This window comes from Phascolarctobacterium sp. Marseille-Q4147 (genome assembly GCF_017968825.1).
In the GTDB taxonomy this organism is placed as follows: Bacteria; Bacillota; Negativicutes; order Acidaminococcales; family Acidaminococcaceae; genus Phascolarctobacterium_A.
In genome coordinates this window covers 397,316-412,720 of sequence record NZ_CP072874.1, presented here as the reverse complement: position 1 = coordinate 412,720, position 15,405 = coordinate 397,316, and the positions used below count along the sequence as shown (strand labels likewise).

General features: G+C 46.1%; 26 protein-coding genes. All 26 read left to right on the top strand.

From position 1 onward, the window contains the following. The first annotated feature begins 9 nt into the window (after positions 1–9). The 26 genes from KAH19_RS01950 to rplF all read left to right on the top strand — a co-directional run bounded on the left by KAH19_RS01950 (position 10) and on the right by rplF (position 15,400). The gene (locus tag KAH19_RS01950) at positions 10–357 is read left to right on the top strand and encodes an arsenate reductase family protein (protein ID WP_210684871.1); all 348 of its coding nucleotides are present in this window, start codon (positions 10–12) and stop codon (positions 355–357) included. A gap of 150 nt (positions 358–507) precedes the next feature. Further along, positions 508–1,725 (top strand): DUF1343 domain-containing protein, encoded by a 1,218-nt coding sequence (locus KAH19_RS01945; RefSeq protein ID WP_210684870.1) that lies wholly within the window; start codon positions 508–510, stop codon positions 1,723–1,725. Positions 1,726–1,852: 127 nt separating this feature from the next. Then, a complete protein-coding gene (locus KAH19_RS01940; protein WP_210684869.1) occupies positions 1,853–2,374 on the top strand; it encodes a nitroreductase in 522 nt (173 codons plus the stop codon). Positions 2,375–2,403: 29 nt separating this feature from the next. Then, positions 2,404–2,736: a hypothetical protein gene (locus KAH19_RS01935; RefSeq protein ID WP_210684868.1), complete on the top strand. Its 333-nt coding sequence runs from the start codon at positions 2,404–2,406 to the stop codon at positions 2,734–2,736. Positions 2,737–2,835: 99 nt separating this feature from the next. Then, positions 2,836–3,282, top strand: coding sequence for a ribosomal L7Ae/L30e/S12e/Gadd45 family protein (locus tag KAH19_RS10905; protein WP_246869394.1), 447 nt, complete (start codon positions 2,836–2,838; stop codon positions 3,280–3,282). 52 nt (positions 3,283–3,334) lie between these two features. Then, positions 3,335–3,715: a 30S ribosomal protein S12 gene (gene rpsL / locus KAH19_RS01925; protein ID WP_009144758.1), complete on the top strand. Its 381-nt coding sequence runs from the start codon at positions 3,335–3,337 to the stop codon at positions 3,713–3,715. A 46-nt stretch (positions 3,716–3,761) separates the two neighbouring features. Next, entirely contained in the window at positions 3,762–4,232 is a 471-nt protein-coding gene (gene rpsG, locus KAH19_RS01920) for a 30S ribosomal protein S7 (protein ID WP_009144757.1), read from the top strand. Positions 4,233–4,267: 35 nt separating this feature from the next. Then, complete coding sequence (gene fusA, locus KAH19_RS01915; protein ID WP_210684867.1) at positions 4,268–6,370, top strand: elongation factor G; 2,103 nt, start codon at positions 4,268–4,270, stop codon at positions 6,368–6,370. Between the two features lie 39 nt (positions 6,371–6,409). Continuing rightward, on the top strand, positions 6,410–7,600 hold the full coding sequence (tuf, locus tag KAH19_RS01910) for an elongation factor Tu (protein ID WP_009145072.1): 1,191 nt from the start codon (positions 6,410–6,412) through the stop codon (positions 7,598–7,600). Positions 7,601–7,771: 171 nt separating this feature from the next. Beyond that, complete coding sequence (gene rpsJ / locus KAH19_RS01905; RefSeq protein WP_021719359.1) at positions 7,772–8,083, top strand: 30S ribosomal protein S10; 312 nt, start codon at positions 7,772–7,774, stop codon at positions 8,081–8,083. A gap of 15 nt (positions 8,084–8,098) precedes the next feature. Next, the gene (gene rplC, locus KAH19_RS01900) at positions 8,099–8,740 is read left to right on the top strand and encodes a 50S ribosomal protein L3 (RefSeq protein ID WP_021719360.1); all 642 of its coding nucleotides are present in this window, start codon (positions 8,099–8,101) and stop codon (positions 8,738–8,740) included. A 32-nt stretch (positions 8,741–8,772) separates the two neighbouring features. Next, on the top strand, positions 8,773–9,399 hold the full coding sequence (gene rplD / locus KAH19_RS01895) for a 50S ribosomal protein L4 (protein WP_021719361.1): 627 nt from the start codon (positions 8,773–8,775) through the stop codon (positions 9,397–9,399). Then, complete coding sequence (gene rplW, locus KAH19_RS01890; protein ID WP_210684866.1) at positions 9,399–9,689, top strand: 50S ribosomal protein L23; 291 nt, start codon at positions 9,399–9,401, stop codon at positions 9,687–9,689. Before rplD ends, rplW begins: the two co-directional genes overlap by 1 nt. A 23-nt stretch (positions 9,690–9,712) precedes the next feature. Further along, the gene (rplB, locus tag KAH19_RS01885) at positions 9,713–10,543 is read left to right on the top strand and encodes a 50S ribosomal protein L2 (RefSeq protein ID WP_009145388.1); all 831 of its coding nucleotides are present in this window, start codon (positions 9,713–9,715) and stop codon (positions 10,541–10,543) included. 31 nt (positions 10,544–10,574) lie between these two features. Then, complete coding sequence (rpsS, locus tag KAH19_RS01880) at positions 10,575–10,850, top strand: 30S ribosomal protein S19 (RefSeq protein ID WP_021719363.1); 276 nt, start codon at positions 10,575–10,577, stop codon at positions 10,848–10,850. Positions 10,851–10,870: 20 nt separating this feature from the next. Further along, positions 10,871–11,203, top strand: a complete 333-nt coding sequence (gene rplV / locus KAH19_RS01875; protein WP_009145390.1) for a 50S ribosomal protein L22 — start codon at positions 10,871–10,873, stop codon at positions 11,201–11,203. 27 nt (positions 11,204–11,230) lie between these two features. Beyond that, positions 11,231–11,899, top strand: a complete 669-nt coding sequence (rpsC, locus tag KAH19_RS01870) for a 30S ribosomal protein S3 (RefSeq protein WP_009145391.1) — start codon at positions 11,231–11,233, stop codon at positions 11,897–11,899. A gap of 6 nt (positions 11,900–11,905) precedes the next feature. Then, a complete protein-coding gene (gene rplP, locus KAH19_RS01865) occupies positions 11,906–12,358 on the top strand; it encodes a 50S ribosomal protein L16 (protein WP_021719364.1) in 453 nt (150 codons plus the stop codon). Next, positions 12,358–12,552, top strand: coding sequence for a 50S ribosomal protein L29 (rpmC, locus tag KAH19_RS01860; RefSeq protein WP_009145393.1), 195 nt, complete (start codon positions 12,358–12,360; stop codon positions 12,550–12,552). The genes rplP and rpmC overlap by 1 nt, the downstream gene beginning before the upstream one ends. Positions 12,553–12,584: 32 nt before the next feature. Continuing rightward, on the top strand, positions 12,585–12,845 hold the full coding sequence (rpsQ, locus tag KAH19_RS01855; protein WP_021719365.1) for a 30S ribosomal protein S17: 261 nt from the start codon (positions 12,585–12,587) through the stop codon (positions 12,843–12,845). Positions 12,846–12,883: 38 nt separating this feature from the next. Beyond that, a complete protein-coding gene (gene rplN / locus KAH19_RS01850) occupies positions 12,884–13,252 on the top strand; it encodes a 50S ribosomal protein L14 (RefSeq protein ID WP_009145395.1) in 369 nt (122 codons plus the stop codon). Positions 13,253–13,289: 37 nt separating this feature from the next. After that, complete coding sequence (rplX, locus tag KAH19_RS01845) at positions 13,290–13,619, top strand: 50S ribosomal protein L24 (RefSeq protein WP_009145396.1); 330 nt, start codon at positions 13,290–13,292, stop codon at positions 13,617–13,619. A 27-nt stretch (positions 13,620–13,646) separates the two neighbouring features. After that, positions 13,647–14,192: a 50S ribosomal protein L5 gene (rplE, locus tag KAH19_RS01840; protein ID WP_009145397.1), complete on the top strand. Its 546-nt coding sequence runs from the start codon at positions 13,647–13,649 to the stop codon at positions 14,190–14,192. A 16-nt stretch (positions 14,193–14,208) separates the two neighbouring features. After that, positions 14,209–14,394, top strand: coding sequence for a type Z 30S ribosomal protein S14 (locus KAH19_RS01835; protein WP_009145398.1), 186 nt, complete (start codon positions 14,209–14,211; stop codon positions 14,392–14,394). Between the two features lie 31 nt (positions 14,395–14,425). Next, complete coding sequence (gene rpsH, locus KAH19_RS01830; protein ID WP_009145399.1) at positions 14,426–14,824, top strand: 30S ribosomal protein S8; 399 nt, start codon at positions 14,426–14,428, stop codon at positions 14,822–14,824. A 27-nt stretch (positions 14,825–14,851) separates the two neighbouring features. Further along, positions 14,852–15,400 (top strand): 50S ribosomal protein L6, encoded by a 549-nt coding sequence (gene rplF / locus KAH19_RS01825; RefSeq protein WP_210684865.1) that lies wholly within the window; start codon positions 14,852–14,854, stop codon positions 15,398–15,400. Positions 15,401–15,405 lie beyond the last annotated feature (5 nt).

Genomic DNA, 15,405 nt, shown 5'->3' with positions numbered 1-15,405 from the left:
GGTACGAAAATGTTATTTATCTGTTACCCGAAATGCTCCACCTGCAAAAAGGCAGAGCAGTATCTGCAGGCTAAAGGCCTGAGCTTTACTGTGCGGGATATCAAGACTGATAATCCGACAGCTGACGAGCTGCGTACCTGGTATGCAGCCAGCGGCTTGCCGCTGAAACGCTTCTTCAACACCAGCGGTAATTTGTATAAGCAGTTGGGACTGAAGGATAAGCTGCCGACAATGAGCGAGGATGAACAGCTGGAGCTGCTTGCAAGCGATGGTATGCTTGTCAAACGTCCGCTGGTAATTTATGACGGCGGCGTGCTGGTTGGCTTTAAGCAGGCTGAATATGACGAGAAGCTCTAAGATATTAATTTAAAAATAACTTTGGAAAAACAGGCAGAACTTATGCGACAGGTCTGTCTGTTTTTCTGTTTCGGAAGTACAGTTACTTTGCCGTCATGAAAACAGCAAATGTGCTAAAATATACTTAGAATTATTTTTGGGAGGGGTTTAATGAAAAAGTTGTTATGCATATTATGCAGTTTATTGATAGTGCTGTTTGCGGTAACAGGTTTTGCGGCAGGCAGGGAAAAAAGAGTTGTATTAGGTATTGAACGCATTGATGAGCCATTTGCTAAGCAGCTGCTTGCAGGGAAAAGGCTGGGATTGTTTACTAATCAGTCCGGCGTGGACAGCAAGCTTCGCAGCAGCACAGAGCTGCTGCAGAAGAGCTATAATCTGACGGCAGTGTTTGTGCCTGAGCATGGATTGTTCGGCGCTGTGGCGGCAGGCGAAACCTTTGAGAGTCACACTTATAAGGATATACCTGTACACAGCCTTTATGGAGAAAACCGCAGGCCTACGGCAAAAATGCTGGATGAGATTGACACCATGGTGGTTGATATCCAGGATGTAGGCATTCGTCACTATACATATTTTTCTTCGCTTGCTTATATAATGGAAGAATGCGCCAAAGCGAAAAAGCAGGTTGTTGTTTTGGACCGCCCCAATCCTTTAGGCGGTGCTGTGCAGGGACCGGTTCTTAAGCCGGAATATAAAACCTTTATCGGCCTTTACGAGCTGCCGTTGCGTCATGGCCTGACTATTGGTGAATTTGCAAGCTATATCAACAGTACGCAGCATATCGGCTGTGAGCTGGCGGTGGTGCCTATGAAGGGATGGTCACGCAGAGAGCTGTGGCAGGATACAGGCTTGCCATGGGTACAGACGTCTCCGCTGATTCCTACGGCGGCGACAGCTTTCCTGTATGGCGCTACCGGTGTAAGCGGTGACAGTAATCTTTCCGTGGGGGTCGGGACAGCCAAACCGTTTTATTTTCTGGGGGCACCTTTTGCTGATGCGGATGCAGTAAAGGCAGCCTTAGATGAAAAGCAGCTTGCAGGCGTGGCTTTTAGAGCAGCGCGCTTTACACCGCGTTACGGCACCTACAGCGGTGAGCTGGTGCAGGGTGTGGAGATTTATCTTACGGATTTACGTAAGGTTAATCTGCCTGAGCTGGATTATATTTTGTTTACTACATTTAAAGGATTATATCCTGAGCAGGTAAAAACGCCGGAGCGCGGTTATGGCAGCAATGGCTATAAGCTGGATATTGCGCTTGGAGAAAGCAGCCTGCGTGAAGGTGAAGCGCCAAAAACAGCTTTTGCACGCTGGCATCAGGAGTGTGCGGCCTTTGAGCAGCAAGTAAAGCCTTATCTGCTGTATAAGTAAAACTGCGGAGAAATTAACATTTTTGTTGCATTTTCCGGCAGGATAATAACGCCGCAGGCAAGAATAAAATTAATATAGCGTAACAGCCTAAAATTTTATTTTATTAACGATAAGGAGCTGACATATAATGAATGCAGAATTACAGGCATTAAAGGAACGCAGAAGCGTGCGCAAATATAAGGCAGATATGGTACCGCAGGAGCTGATTGACCAGGTTATCGATGCCGGTCTTTATGCTGCCAGCGGTCATGGCGAGCAGGATTCGATTATTGTTGCGGTTACGAATAAAGAGGTGCGCGACAAGCTGTCGCAGATGAACCGTGCTATCATGGGTACGAAGAGTGATACGTTTTATGGTGCGCCTGTTGTTTTGATTGTGCTGGCGCCGAAGAGCAACAAGAACAGTATTTATGACGCAAGCCTTATCATGGGCAACCTGATGCAGGCAGCTCATGCTGTAGGACTTGGCAGCTGCTGGATTAACCGTGCCAAGGAAGAGTTTGCTTCCGAAGAAGGCAAACAGCTGCTGAAGGAATGGGGCATTGAGGGAGAGTATGAAGGTGTAGGCCACTGCATCCTCGGTTATGCTGACGGACCTGTTCCACAGGCTGCTCCGCGTAAAGCGAACCGTGTATTTTACGTAAAATAAAAGCGTCCTTAACGAAAGGGGGAAGAGGAATGCTGAAAAAAACTGTTCTTTGCTTAAGTCTGCTGCTGGTGGCTGCATTTCCGTGTATCGCGGGAGCTGCTACGCCTATCAACAGCGCAGGCTATTACAAAAATATCAAGCTGTGCGGTAAAGTGAAAATTGTTGACAGCTTTCCCGATATTAAGGTAAAGGTTGTCGACAGCTTCCCGGATCTTAAGGTAAAGGTTGTCCAAAGTTTTCCCAATAATATAGGCGAGTGGCAATTTGTAGAGTACGGCGAAGATTTCAGGGTTCAGTTTGTTGATAGTTTTCCGGATATAAAAATCAAGTATGTTTCTTCTTTCCCGGGCGTTGCAAAATAATATACATATGAGCTGTCAGAAGTATTGGCAGCTCTTTTTTTATGCAATATTTCAGGTGAAAGCTCTGTTGAAAAAGTACTCCTTGGGTGTACTTTATGTATGAAGAAACAGTCAATGAAACACTTGGCTACGTGTAAAGAAAGAAGCGCATTAACACGGCAGAAAGCGCTACTAATTTTTTTAAAAAAGTTGCTAAAAAGTGTTGACAGGCTGTGCATGAGATGTTACAATATACAAGTATCGCGGGAGAGCTATGCGCTCGATGAAGGAGGTAACATGATGGCACTTGAAGCTTTAAAGCAAGCTGAAAAGCATACTGTAGGCGTTAAGCAGACAGAAAAAGCTGTAGTAAGACAAGTTGCCGCTGTCGTCTATATCGCAAGTGATGCGGACGAGAGAGTTACCGGCAGGCTGATGCAACTGTGTCGGGAAAATTCAGTACCGGTTGAAAACACAGAAACGATGCTGGAAATCGGCAGAGCCTGCGGCATAAACGTCAAAGCAGCAGCGGCTGCGATACTTAAAGCCGATAAGGGCTTGGCGTGAGCCGAGTTTTTATAATCATTAAAATCTAATTGTTTGGAAAGGAGGTGCCGATATGCCTACAATTAACCAATTGGTTCGCAAAGGTAGAGAGGTTCTGAAAAGCAAATCTACTGCACCGGCATTGAAAGAATGCCCGCAAAAACGTGGCGTCTGCACTCGTGTTTACACCACTACCCCGAAGAAACCTAACTCTGCACTTCGTAAAGTAGCTCGTGTACGTTTGACCAACGGCATCGAAGTTACTGCTTATATCCCGGGTATCGGCCATAATCTTCAGGAACACAGTGTTGTTCTGATCAGAGGCGGAAGAGTCAAGGACCTTCCTGGTGTGCGTTACCATATCATTCGTGGTGCTCTTGATACTGCAGGCGTTGCTAACCGCAACCAATCTCGCTCCAAGTACGGTGCAAAACGTGCTAAAGCAAAGAAATAATTTCAAGAAAACATTAAGAATGATTTAATCCTAAGGAGGGAAACACATGCCGAGAAAAGGCCCTGTAACTAAAAGAGACGTACTGCCGGATCCGGTGTACGGTTCTAAGCTTTTAACTAGATTTATCAATAAAATTATGCTCGACGGCAAAAAAGGCGTTGCAGAACGTATTGTATACGATGCATTCGACCTGGTTCGTGCAAAGACTGGCAAAGATCCTTTGGAAGTGTTCGATGCTGCTATGCAGAACGTAATGCCGCTGCTGGAAGTTCGTGCCCGTCGTGTTGGTGGTGCAAACTACCAAGTACCTGTTGAAGTACGTGCTGACCGCAAAACCACCCTGGGTATCCGTTGGCTGGTAAACTACTCTCGTCTGCGTGGTGAGCGCACCATGTACGAGCGTGTAGCTGGTGAAATCATGGACGCTTCCAATGGCACTGGCGCAGCTGTTAAGAAACGCGAAGATACCCACAAGATGGCAGAAGCAAACAAAGCATTTGCTCATTACCGCTGGTAATGACCTGTCTCAGTTAATTTGAGGAGGATAAAGAAGTGGGCAGATTAATTCCGCTTGAGAGAACTAGAAATATCGGCATCATGGCTCACATCGATGCTGGTAAAACCACCACCACCGAACGTATTCTGTTCTATACCGGCAGAGTACATAAGATTGGTGAAACCCATGAAGGTGCTGCTACCATGGACTGGATGGTTCAGGAACAAGAGCGTGGTATTACCATCACCTCTGCTGCAACCACCTGCTACTGGGAAGGTTCCGAGCACCAATTCGATAAACATCGTATCAACATCATCGATACTCCGGGCCACGTTGACTTCACTGTAGAAGTTGAACGTTCCCTGCGTGTACTTGATGGTTCCGTTGCAGTTTTCTGTGCTAAGGGTGGTGTTGAGCCTCAGTCCGAAACCGTATGGCGTCAGGCTGACAAATACCATGTACCCCGTATGGCATATGTAAATAAAATGGATATTACCGGTGCAGACTTCTATCGTGTAATTGACATGATGAAGACCCGTCTGAATGCCAATGCAGTACCTATTCAACTGCCTATCGGCTTTGAAGATACTTTCCAAGGCATGATCGACCTGATCAAAATGAGAGCAATCGTTTATGATGATGCACTCGGTAAAGAAGAAGAGTTCGTAGAAATTCCGGCTGACATGAAAGAGAAAGCTGAGGAATACCGTGCAGCATTGGTTGAAGCTGTTGCTGAATCCGATGATGAGCTGATGATGAAATATCTGGAAGGCGAAGAGCTGACCGAAGAAGAAATCCTGGCTGGTATCCGTAAAGCAACCATCGCTTGCAAAATGACTCCGGTTTGCTGCGGTTCTTCCTACAAAAACAAAGGCGTTCAACCGATGCTGGACGCTGTAATCCAATTCATGCCTGCACCGACCGATGTTCCTAACATCAAAGGTGTAAACCCTGAAACCGGTGAAGAAGATGAGCGTCCGTCCAGCGACGAAGCTCCGTTCTCCGCATTGGCATTCAAGATTGCTACCGACCCGTTTGTTGGTAAGCTGGCATTCTTCCGTGTATACTCCGGTACCTTGACTGCTGGTTCTTATGTATATAACTCCACTAAAGGTAAACGCGAGCGTATCGGTCGTATCCTGCAAATGCATGCTAACCACCGTGAAGAAATTGAACAAGTTTACTCCGGTGATATCGCAGCTGCTGTAGGTCTGAAAGACACCACTACCGGTGATACTCTCTGCGATGAGAAAAACGAGATCATCCTCGAATCTATGGTATTCCCTGATCCTGTAATCTCCGTTGCAGTTGAACCTAAAACTAAAGCTGACCAGGAAAAAATGGGCATCGCCCTGCAAAAACTGGCAGAAGAAGATCCGACCTTCCGCGTTCACACTGATCCTGAAACTTCCCAAACCATTATTTCCGGTATGGGCGAGCTTCACCTGGACATCATCGTTGACCGTCTGCTGCGCGAATTCAAAGTAGGCTGCACTGTTGGTAACCCGCAGGTTGCTTACCGCGAAACCATCCGCAAAGCTGTTAAATCTGAAGGTAAATTTGTTCGTCAGTCCGGTGGTAAAGGCCAATACGGTCATTGCTGGCTGGAAATCACCCCGCGTGAACCTGGCGAAGGCTTCCTGTTTGAAAACAAAGTTGTTGGCGGCGCTATTCCTAAGGAATACATCGCTCCTATCGAAGCAGGCGTTAAAGAAGCTATGGAAAACGGCGTAGTTGCCGGTTATCCGATGGTTGATATCGCAGTTACTGTTTATGATGGTTCTTACCATGAAGTCGATTCTTCTGAAATGGCATTTAAGATTGCCGGTTCTATGGGCTTCAAGTCCGGTGCTGAAAAAGCTAACCCGGTTATCCTTGAGCCTTACATGAAAGTAGAAATTACTGTTCCTGAAGAATACATGGGCGACGTAATCGGCGACGTTAACTCCCGCCGTGGCCGCATCGAAGGCATGGAAGCTCGTAACGGTGCACAAGTAATCAATGCATTCGTTCCGTTGGCTGAGATGTTCGGTTATGCTACCGACCTACGCAGCAAAACCCAAGGCCGTGGTAACTACTCCATGGAAGTAGACCACTACGAAGACGTTCCCAGAAACATTGCTGAGGCAATTATTGCTAAAAACAAAGGCACCAACTAAGCCTAGTTTTAACAAACAACCTTAAGGAGGAAATTCACAATGGCAAAAGCTAAATATGAAAGAACTAAACCGCATCTGAATATCGGCACCATCGGTCACGTTGACCATGGCAAGACTACTCTGACTGCTGCTATCACCAAAGTACTGGCTGAAAAAGGCGGCGCAGAATTCATGGACTACTCCATGATCGATAAAGCTCCGGAAGAACGTGAACGTGGTATTACCATCAACACCTCTCACGTTGAATATGAAACCGCAACCCGTCACTATGCACACGTTGACTGCCCGGGCCATGCTGACTATGTAAAGAACATGATCACCGGCGCTGCTCAGATGGACGGCGCAATCCTGGTAGTATCTGCTGCTGACGGCCCGATGCCTCAGACTCGTGAGCACATCCTGCTGGCTCGCCAAGTAGGCGTACCTGCAATGGTTGTATTCCTGAACAAAGTAGATATGGTTGACGACGAAGAGCTGCTGGAACTGGTAGAAATGGAAGTTCGCGAACTGCTGAGCTCCTATGACTTCCCTGGCGATGACATCCCTGTTGTTGCAGGTTCCGCTCTGAAAGCTCTGGAAGGCGACCCGAAATACGAAGCAAAAATCATGGAACTGATGGACGCTGTTGACAGCTACATTCCGCTGCCGGAACGTGCAACCGACAAACCGTTCCTGATGCCTGTCGAGGACGTATTCACCATCACCGGTCGTGGTACTGTTGCTACCGGCCGTGTAGAGCGTGGTACTGTTAAAGTTGGCGATACCGTAGAAATCGTTGGCATGAAAGACGAGAAAAAATCTACCGTTGTAACCGGCGTAGAAATGTTCCGCAAACTGTTGGACGAAGCAGTAGCTGGCGATAACATCGGCTGCCTGCTGCGTGGTGTTGACCGTAAAGAAATCGAGCGTGGCCAAGTACTGTCCAAACCGGGCAGCATTCATCCGCACACCAAATTCAAAGGTGAAGTTTATGTACTGACCAAAGAAGAAGGCGGCCGTCACACTCCGTTCTTCAACGGCTATCGTCCGCAATTCTATTTCCGTACTACCGACGTAACCGGCGTAACCGAACTGCCGGAAGGTGTAGAAATGGTAATGCCTGGCGATAACGTAACCATGGAAGTAGAACTGATCACCCCGATCGCTATCGAAAAAGGTCTGCGTTTCGCTATCCGTGAAGGCGGTCGTACCGTTGGCGCTGGCGTTGTTTCCGAAGTAGAAGAGAAATAATTTTAGTTAGATCCCTGGAAGAATATGAGGGGGGTTAACCTCCCCTCTATTCTTATGTTTGTTGGTATGGCCCTGCGATGATGTGAAAGGTTGCTTGCCTGTTAGACAGGGAGATTTTCACGGAGTATGTCCGTTCATAGAAACTGGGCGAATTTAGGAGGATATTTTTTAATGGCTAAGTCTCAAAAGATTAGAATACGCCTGAAAGCGTATGATCATAAAGCACTTGACCAAAGTGCTTCTAAGATTGTAGAAACTGCAAAACGTACCGGTGCACAAGTTTCCGGTCCGATTCCCCTTCCTACAGAAAAAAACATTTACACTATTCTGCGTTCTCCGCATGTTAACAAAGATTCCCGTGAGCAATTCGAAATGCGTACTCACAAACGTCTTGTAGACATTCTGGAACCCACCGGTAAGACTGTTGACGCTCTGATGCGTCTTGACCTGCCCGCTGGCGTAGATATTGAAATTAAACTGTAAGGAGGAGGTGCAATAATGGCTAAAGGTATCTTAGGCAAAAAACTGGGCATGACCCAAATTTTTGAAGCTGATGGCAGACTGATTCCTGTTACTGTTGTAGAAGCAGGCCCCTGCGTTGTACTTCAAAACAAAACCGAAGAAACAGACGGTTATAATGCTGTTCAACTTGGTTTTGGTGAAATTAAAGAAAAACATACCACCAAACCGATGAAAGGCCATTTTGACAAAGCTGGTGTAGCACCGGTTAAATTTGTCAGAGAGCTGCGTCTGGCTGCTCCTTCCGAATATGCGGTAGGCGATAAAATCGCTGCTGATATTTTTGCTGCAGGCGAACTGATTGACGCAAGCGGCGTTTCCCGCGGCAAAGGTTTTGCAGGCACTATTAAGCGCCACAATTTCTCTCGCGGACCTATGAAACATGGTTCTAAGTCTCATCGTGAGCCTGGTTCTATGGGCCCCATGCATTCCGGTCCTGGCGGCCGTGTAATCAAAGGCAAAAAACTGCCTGGCCGTATGGGTAATGCAAATGTAACTGTTCAACGTCTGACCGTTGTTAAGGTTGACGCAGAACGTAATCTTATTCTGGTTAAGGGTGCTATTCCGGGTGCTACTGGTTCTTACGTAGTACTGAAGGAAACCGTAAAACCTAACAAATAATAAGATAAGCGAAAGAAAGGAGGATGCTTCTAATGCCGAAGTTATCAGTATATGATCTTTCCGGTGCACAAACCGGTGAAATAGAATTAAATGATTCCGTATTTGGCGCTGAGTTCAATGAAGCTGTAGTACATCAAGCAGTTGTAATGCAGCTGGCAAACCAACGTCAAGGAACTTCCGCTACTAAAACCCGTGCTATGGTACGTGGTGGCGGTCGTAAACCCTGGAAACAAAAAGGTACTGGCCGCGCTCGTTGCGGTTCCAACCGTTCTCCCGTATGGGTTGGCGGTGGTACCACTTTTGGTCCCCAACCCCGCAGCTATGCAAAGAAAATGCCTCGTAAAGCACGTCGCTTAGCTCTGTGCTGCGCACTGTCTGCTAAAGTAGCAGCTGGTGAACTGGTAGTTGTTGAAGGCCTGGCTTTTGACGCTCCGAAAACTAAACAAGTAGCTTCTCTGCTGAAAGCTTTTGAAGCTGTTGACACTAAAGCTCTGTTGATTACCGATGGTTCCAACGAAAACGTTGCTCTTTCCGCTCGTAACATGCCGAAAGTAACCACCATCACCAACATGGGTCTGAACTGCTTTGATATCCTGAACAGCAAAAAGGTATTCCTTGCTAAAGATGCTGTAGAAAAAATTGAGGAGGTGCTCGCATAATGGCTGCTAATCCTCGCGATATACTGATTCGTCCAATCATCACTGAAAAGACTTCTCAGATGATGCAGGAGAACAAATACACCTTCCAGGTTCCCCTGGATGCTAACAAAGTAGAGATTCGCCAAGCTGTAGAGGCGATTTTCAAAGTTAAAGTATTGAATGTAAATACCATCCGCGTACTGGGCAAAACCAAACGCATGGGTAAATATGTTGGCAAACGTTCCGATTATAAGAAAGCTATCGTGAAGCTTGCTGAAGGCAATACGATTCCCCTTTTCGAAGGAATGTAATTAACGTATAGGAGGTAAATTAAATGGCTATTAAAAGCTTTAATCCGTATTCTCCTTCCAGACGCTTTATTACTGTGTCTGCCTTCGAAGAGATTACGACTGACAAGCCTTACCGCCCGCTTGTTGAAAAACTTGGTAAACATGCAGGCCGTAATAATACCGGTAAAATGACTGTTCGTCATCAAGGCGGCGGTCATAAAAAACAATATCGTATCATTGATTTCAAGCGTACCAAAGACGGCATTCCGGCTAAGGTTGCTACCATTGAATACGATCCTAACCGTAACGCTCGCATCGCTCTGATCAACTATGTTGACGGTGAAAAACGTTACATCATCGCTCCGCTTGATTTGAAAGTTGGCGATATCGTAGTAAGCGGTCCTGACGCAGATATCAAAACCGGTAACTGCCTGCCGCTGAAAAACATTCCGCTTGGTACTACCGTACACAACGTGGAAATGAAAATTGGTAAAGGCGGCCAAATGGCTCGTAGTGCTGGTACCAGCGCACAGCTGATGGCTAAAGAGGGCGACTACGCTCTGCTCCGTCTTCCTTCTGGCGAAATCCGTAAAGTACATATCAACTGCCGTGCAACCATCGGTCAAGTTGGTAACATTGATGCTGAAAACATCTGCATCGGTAAAGCTGGCCGCAGCCGTTGGCTGGGTATCCGTCCTGCTAACCGCGGCGTTGTTATGAATCCTAACGACCATCCGCATGGTGGTGGTGAAGGTCACTCCCCCGTTGGTCGTAAACGTCCTGTTACTCCTTGGGGTAAATGTGCATTCGGTACTCGTACTCGCAGAGAGAAGAAAGCTTCTACTAAGTTAATTCTGAAACGTAGAACTAAATAATAAAACAGGATAAGGAAAGGAGGCTAACCTAGTGTCCAGATCAGTTAAAAAAGGACCTTTTGTCCATGCAAGTCTTTTGAAAAAGATTGACGTGCTTAATGCCGCTAATGATAAAAAAGTTGTTAAGACCTGGTCTCGCAGCTCTACTATTATTCCGTCTTTCGTTGGTCACACCATTGCGGTTCATGACGGACGCAAACATGTTCCGGTATTCATTACCGAGGATATGGTAGGCCACAAATTAGGAGAATTCGCTCCTACTCGTACTTACAAAGGTCACGCAGATAAGAGCACCGGCTTAAAATAAGGGGAAAGGGGGACCAAACAATGGAAGCAAAGGCAATTGCAAAATATATCCGTATTGCGCCGCGCAAACTGCGCATCGTAATCAATCTCATCCGCGGCAAATCCGTTGGTGAAGCATTCGCGATCCTCAAATATACCCCGAAGGTTGGTTCTGAGGTAATCGAGAAAGTTCTGCGCAGTGCAGTAGCAAACGCAGAGCACAATTTTGACATGAACGTGGATAACCTGATCGTATCCTACTGTGCAGTAGATCAAGGTCCGACCATGAAACGTATTCATCCTCGTTCCCGTGGACAGGCTTTCAAAATTCTGAAACGTTCTAGCCACGTAACTGTAGCAGTTAAAGAAAAATAATATCCCGTCAGAAGGAGGGAAAAGATAGTGGGTCAAAAAGTTAATCCGCATGGTCTCCGTGTTGGCGTTATCAAAGGCTGGGATTCCAAATGGTACGCTGGCAAAGACTATGAGAAATTCTTGTTAGAAGACATTAAAATCCGTGAGTTCATCAAAGAAAAACTGTTCCTGTCCGGTATCTCTAAAGTAGAAATCGAACGCGCATCTAATAAAGCCCGCATTTCCATCCATACTGCAAAACCTGGTATGGTAATCGGTCGTCAAGGCAGCAACATCGAACTGCTGAAATCCGACCTGAAGAAAATGACTGAGAGCGCTATCGAAATCAACATCGTAGAAGTTAAAACCCCGGATATGGACGCAACCTTGGTTGCAGAGAACATTGCAGCACAGCTGGAACGCCGTATCGCTTTCCGTCGTGCTATGAAACAATGCGTTGGCCGTACCATGCGTATGGGTGCTAAAGGTATCAAAATTACCTGCGGCGGTCGTCTTGGCGGTGCTGAAATTGCACGCAGCGAATCCTATCGTGAAGGCAGCATTCCTCTGCACACCCTGCGTGCTGACATCGATTATGGCACTGCAGAAGCACATACCACTTATGGCCGTATCGGCATTAAGGTATGGATTTACAAAGGTGAAGTTCTTCCTGAAAGCAAAGAAGCAGCTAAAGTTGCTCCGGCAAAGGAGGCATAATCAGACATGTTATTACCGAAGAGAGTTAAACATCGTAAACAACATAGAGGTCGTATGACTGGCCGTGCTATGCGCGGTAATAGAATCGCTCATGGCGATTTCGGTCTGGTAGCATTGGAGCCCGCTTGGATTACCAACCGCCAGATTGAGGCAGCCCGTATCGCAATGACACGTTATATCAAACGTGGCGGTCAAGTTTGGATTCAAATTTTCCCGGATAAACCGATTACTGCAAAACCTGCTGAAACTCGTATGGGTTCTGGTAAAGGTTCTCCGGAGTACTGGGTAGCAGTAGTTAAACCTGGTCGCGTTCTGTTCGAAATGAACGGTGTTAGCGAAGAAGTTGCTAAAGAAGCAATGCGTCTTGCTAGCCACAAATTGCCTATCAAATGCAAATTTGTAACTCGCGCTCAACAGGAAGCTGAAGCTGCCGCACAAGAAAAGGGTGGTGAAGCTTAATGAAAACAACAGAAATTCGTGAATTGTCTGCTGCTGAGTTAGACACCAAGTTGGCAGATTTGAAAGAGGAACTCTTCAATCTGCGTTTTCAAATGGCAACCGGTCAATGTGAAAATCCGATGAAAATTCGTGACGTTAAGAAATCCATTGCCCGTATCAAAACAATCCAGCGTGAACGTGAGCTCAAGGCTTAACTGTTTTGAAGTATAACAAGGAGGAAACAGTCGTGACCGAAGAAAGAAACGCACGTGTTACCCGTATTGGTAAAGTTGTCAGCGATAAAATGCAGAAAACTGTCGTAGTTGCAGTAGAACGTTTCGTTCAGCATCCGCTGTACAAAAAAGGCGTACAACATACTATTAAATTTAAAGCTCATGATGAAAATAACGAAGCACATGTTGGCGACGTAGTTGAAATTATGCAAACTCGTCCGCTGTCTAAAGATAAATGCTGGCGCGTTATTGAAATCTTAGAGCGTGCTAAATAATTTTGCCGAAGAGTTAGTCCGGCAAGGGAGGGAAATCCATGATACAACAACAAACTATCCTTAATGTTGGTGACAACACTGGCGCTAAGAAGGTTATGTGTATCCGTGTATTAGGCGGTTCTTACCGTAAATATGCTAATATCGGTGACGTTATCGTATGTGCTGTTAAAGATGCATCACCCGGTGGCGTTGTAAAAAAAGGCGACGTAGTTAAAGCAGTTGTTGTTCGTTCCGTTAAAGGTGTTCGCCGTGCAGACGGTTCCTACATCCGTTTTGATGAGAACGCAGCAGTTGTAATTAAAGACGACAAGAGCCCGCGCGGCACTCGTATTTTTGGGCCTGTTGCCCGCGAACTTCGCGAAAAAGACTTCATGAAAATCATTTCTCTGGCACCGGAAGTGCTGTAAGAAATTAGATAACGCACTGTAAGGAGGTGTTCTTGACATGGCAAATGCTGTAAAGCTGCATGTTAAAAAAGGCGATACCGTTCTTGTACTGTCCGGTAAGGATAAAGGCAAGCAAGGTAAGATCGTTGAAGCTCTGCCTAAGAAAGCCAAAGTGGTTGTTGAAGGCGTGAATAAAGTAAAACGTCATACCAAACCGTCTCAGGCAAATCCTCAAGGCGGCATCATTACTAAAGAAGCTCCGCTCGCTTCTTCCAAAGTAATGCTGGTATGCCCGGTTTGCAAACAAGCTACCCGTATTAAAAAGACCGAAGTTGCCGGTGCTTTCGTAAGAACCTGCAAAAAATGCGGTGAAGTAATCGATAAATAATTTTCCGGGAAAGGAGGAAATAACTGAATGGCAAAGACCAGATTGCAAGAAAAATATTTGTCTGAAGTAGCTAAGGCTATGCATGACAAATTCCAATATAAAAACGTAATGGAAATCCCTAAAATTGAGAAAGTTGTAATCAACATGGGTGTTGGCGAGGCTGTAGGCAACAGCAAAGCTCTGGAAAGCGCAGTTGCTGATATGACTCAGATCGCAGGTCAAAAACCTGTTATCACCAAAGCTAAGAAATCCATCGCAGCTTTCAAAGTACGTCAAGGCATGCCTCTGGGTGCTAAAGTAACCCTGCGTGGCGACCGTATGTACTATTTCCTTGATAAACTGATGAATCTCGCTCTTCCGCGCGTACGTGACTTCCGTGGCGTAAATGCTTCTGCATTTGACGGCCGTGGCAACTACGCACTGGGTCTGAAAGAACAATTGATTTTCCCGGAAATCGAATATGATAAGATCGATAAAGTTCGTGGCATGGATATCATCATTGTGACTACCGCTAAGACAGACGAGGAAGCTAGAGAGCTGCTCAAACTCCTCGGAATGCCGTTCGGCGCATAAGTGAGGAGGGAACACATTGGCTAAAAAAGCCCTGATCGAAAAATGGAAAGGCGAACCGAAATTCGAAGTTCGTCATTATAACCGCTGCAAAGTTTGCGGCAGACCTCATGGCTATATGCGTAAATTTGGCCTCTGCCGTATCTGCTTCCGTGAATATGCTTATAAAGGAGCTATTCCGGGCGTAACCAAAGCAAGTTGGTAAGACAGACAACAAGGAAGGAGGGTATTTAAGTATGGTAATGACTGACCCGATTGCTGATATGCTTACCCGTATTCGTAACGCAAATTCAGTTCATCATGATAAAGTTGAAATCCCCGGCAGCAAGATTAAGCTGGCTATTGCTGAAATCCTGAAAGCCGAAGGTTTCATTAAAGATTTCGAAGTTATTGCTGACAGCAAACAAAATGTTATCCGCGTCAGCCTGAAATACGGTGCTAATAAAGAGAAGGTTATCTCCGGTATTAAACGTATTTCCAAACCTGGTCTGAGAGTTTACTCTCAAAAAGACCAACTGCCTAGAGTCCTCGGAGGTCTGGGTATTGCATTAATTTCTACTTCCCAAGGCTTGATGACCGACAAAGCTGCTCGTAAAGCAGGCTTGGGCGGCGAAGTTCTTGCATACGTATGGTAATACTAAAAAGATAGGAGGTGCTCGTACGTGTCTAGAATTGGTAAGATGCCAATTACTGTTCCCGCTGGTGTAACAGTTACTATTGAAGATAATCACGTGACCGTTAAAGGTCCTAAAGGCGAATTAGCTCGCCAAATCAATAAAAACATGAAGCTGACCATGGACAATGGTGTAATCACCGTTGAACGTCCGGACGATGAAAAAGAAAGCCGTTCTCTGCATGGTCTGTCCCGCACCCTGATCAACAACATGATCATCGGTGTAACCCAAGGCTTCAGCAAAACTCTGGAAATTAATGGTGTTGGTTACCGTGCTGCTAAGCAAGGACAAAACATTAACTTCACTCTGGGTTTCTCTCACCCGGTTGTAAAAGAGCCGCCTGCAGGTATTACTTTTGAAGTTCCCGCTCCGAACAAGATCGTTGTTAGCGGTGCTGATAAAGAAGTTGTAGGTGCAGTTGCTGCAGATATCCGTACTTTGCGTCCGCCTGAACCTTATAAAGGTAAAGGTATCCGTTACGAAGGCGAACATGTTCGTCGTAAGATTGGTAAAGCCGGCGCTAAAGGCAAGAAATAATTTCT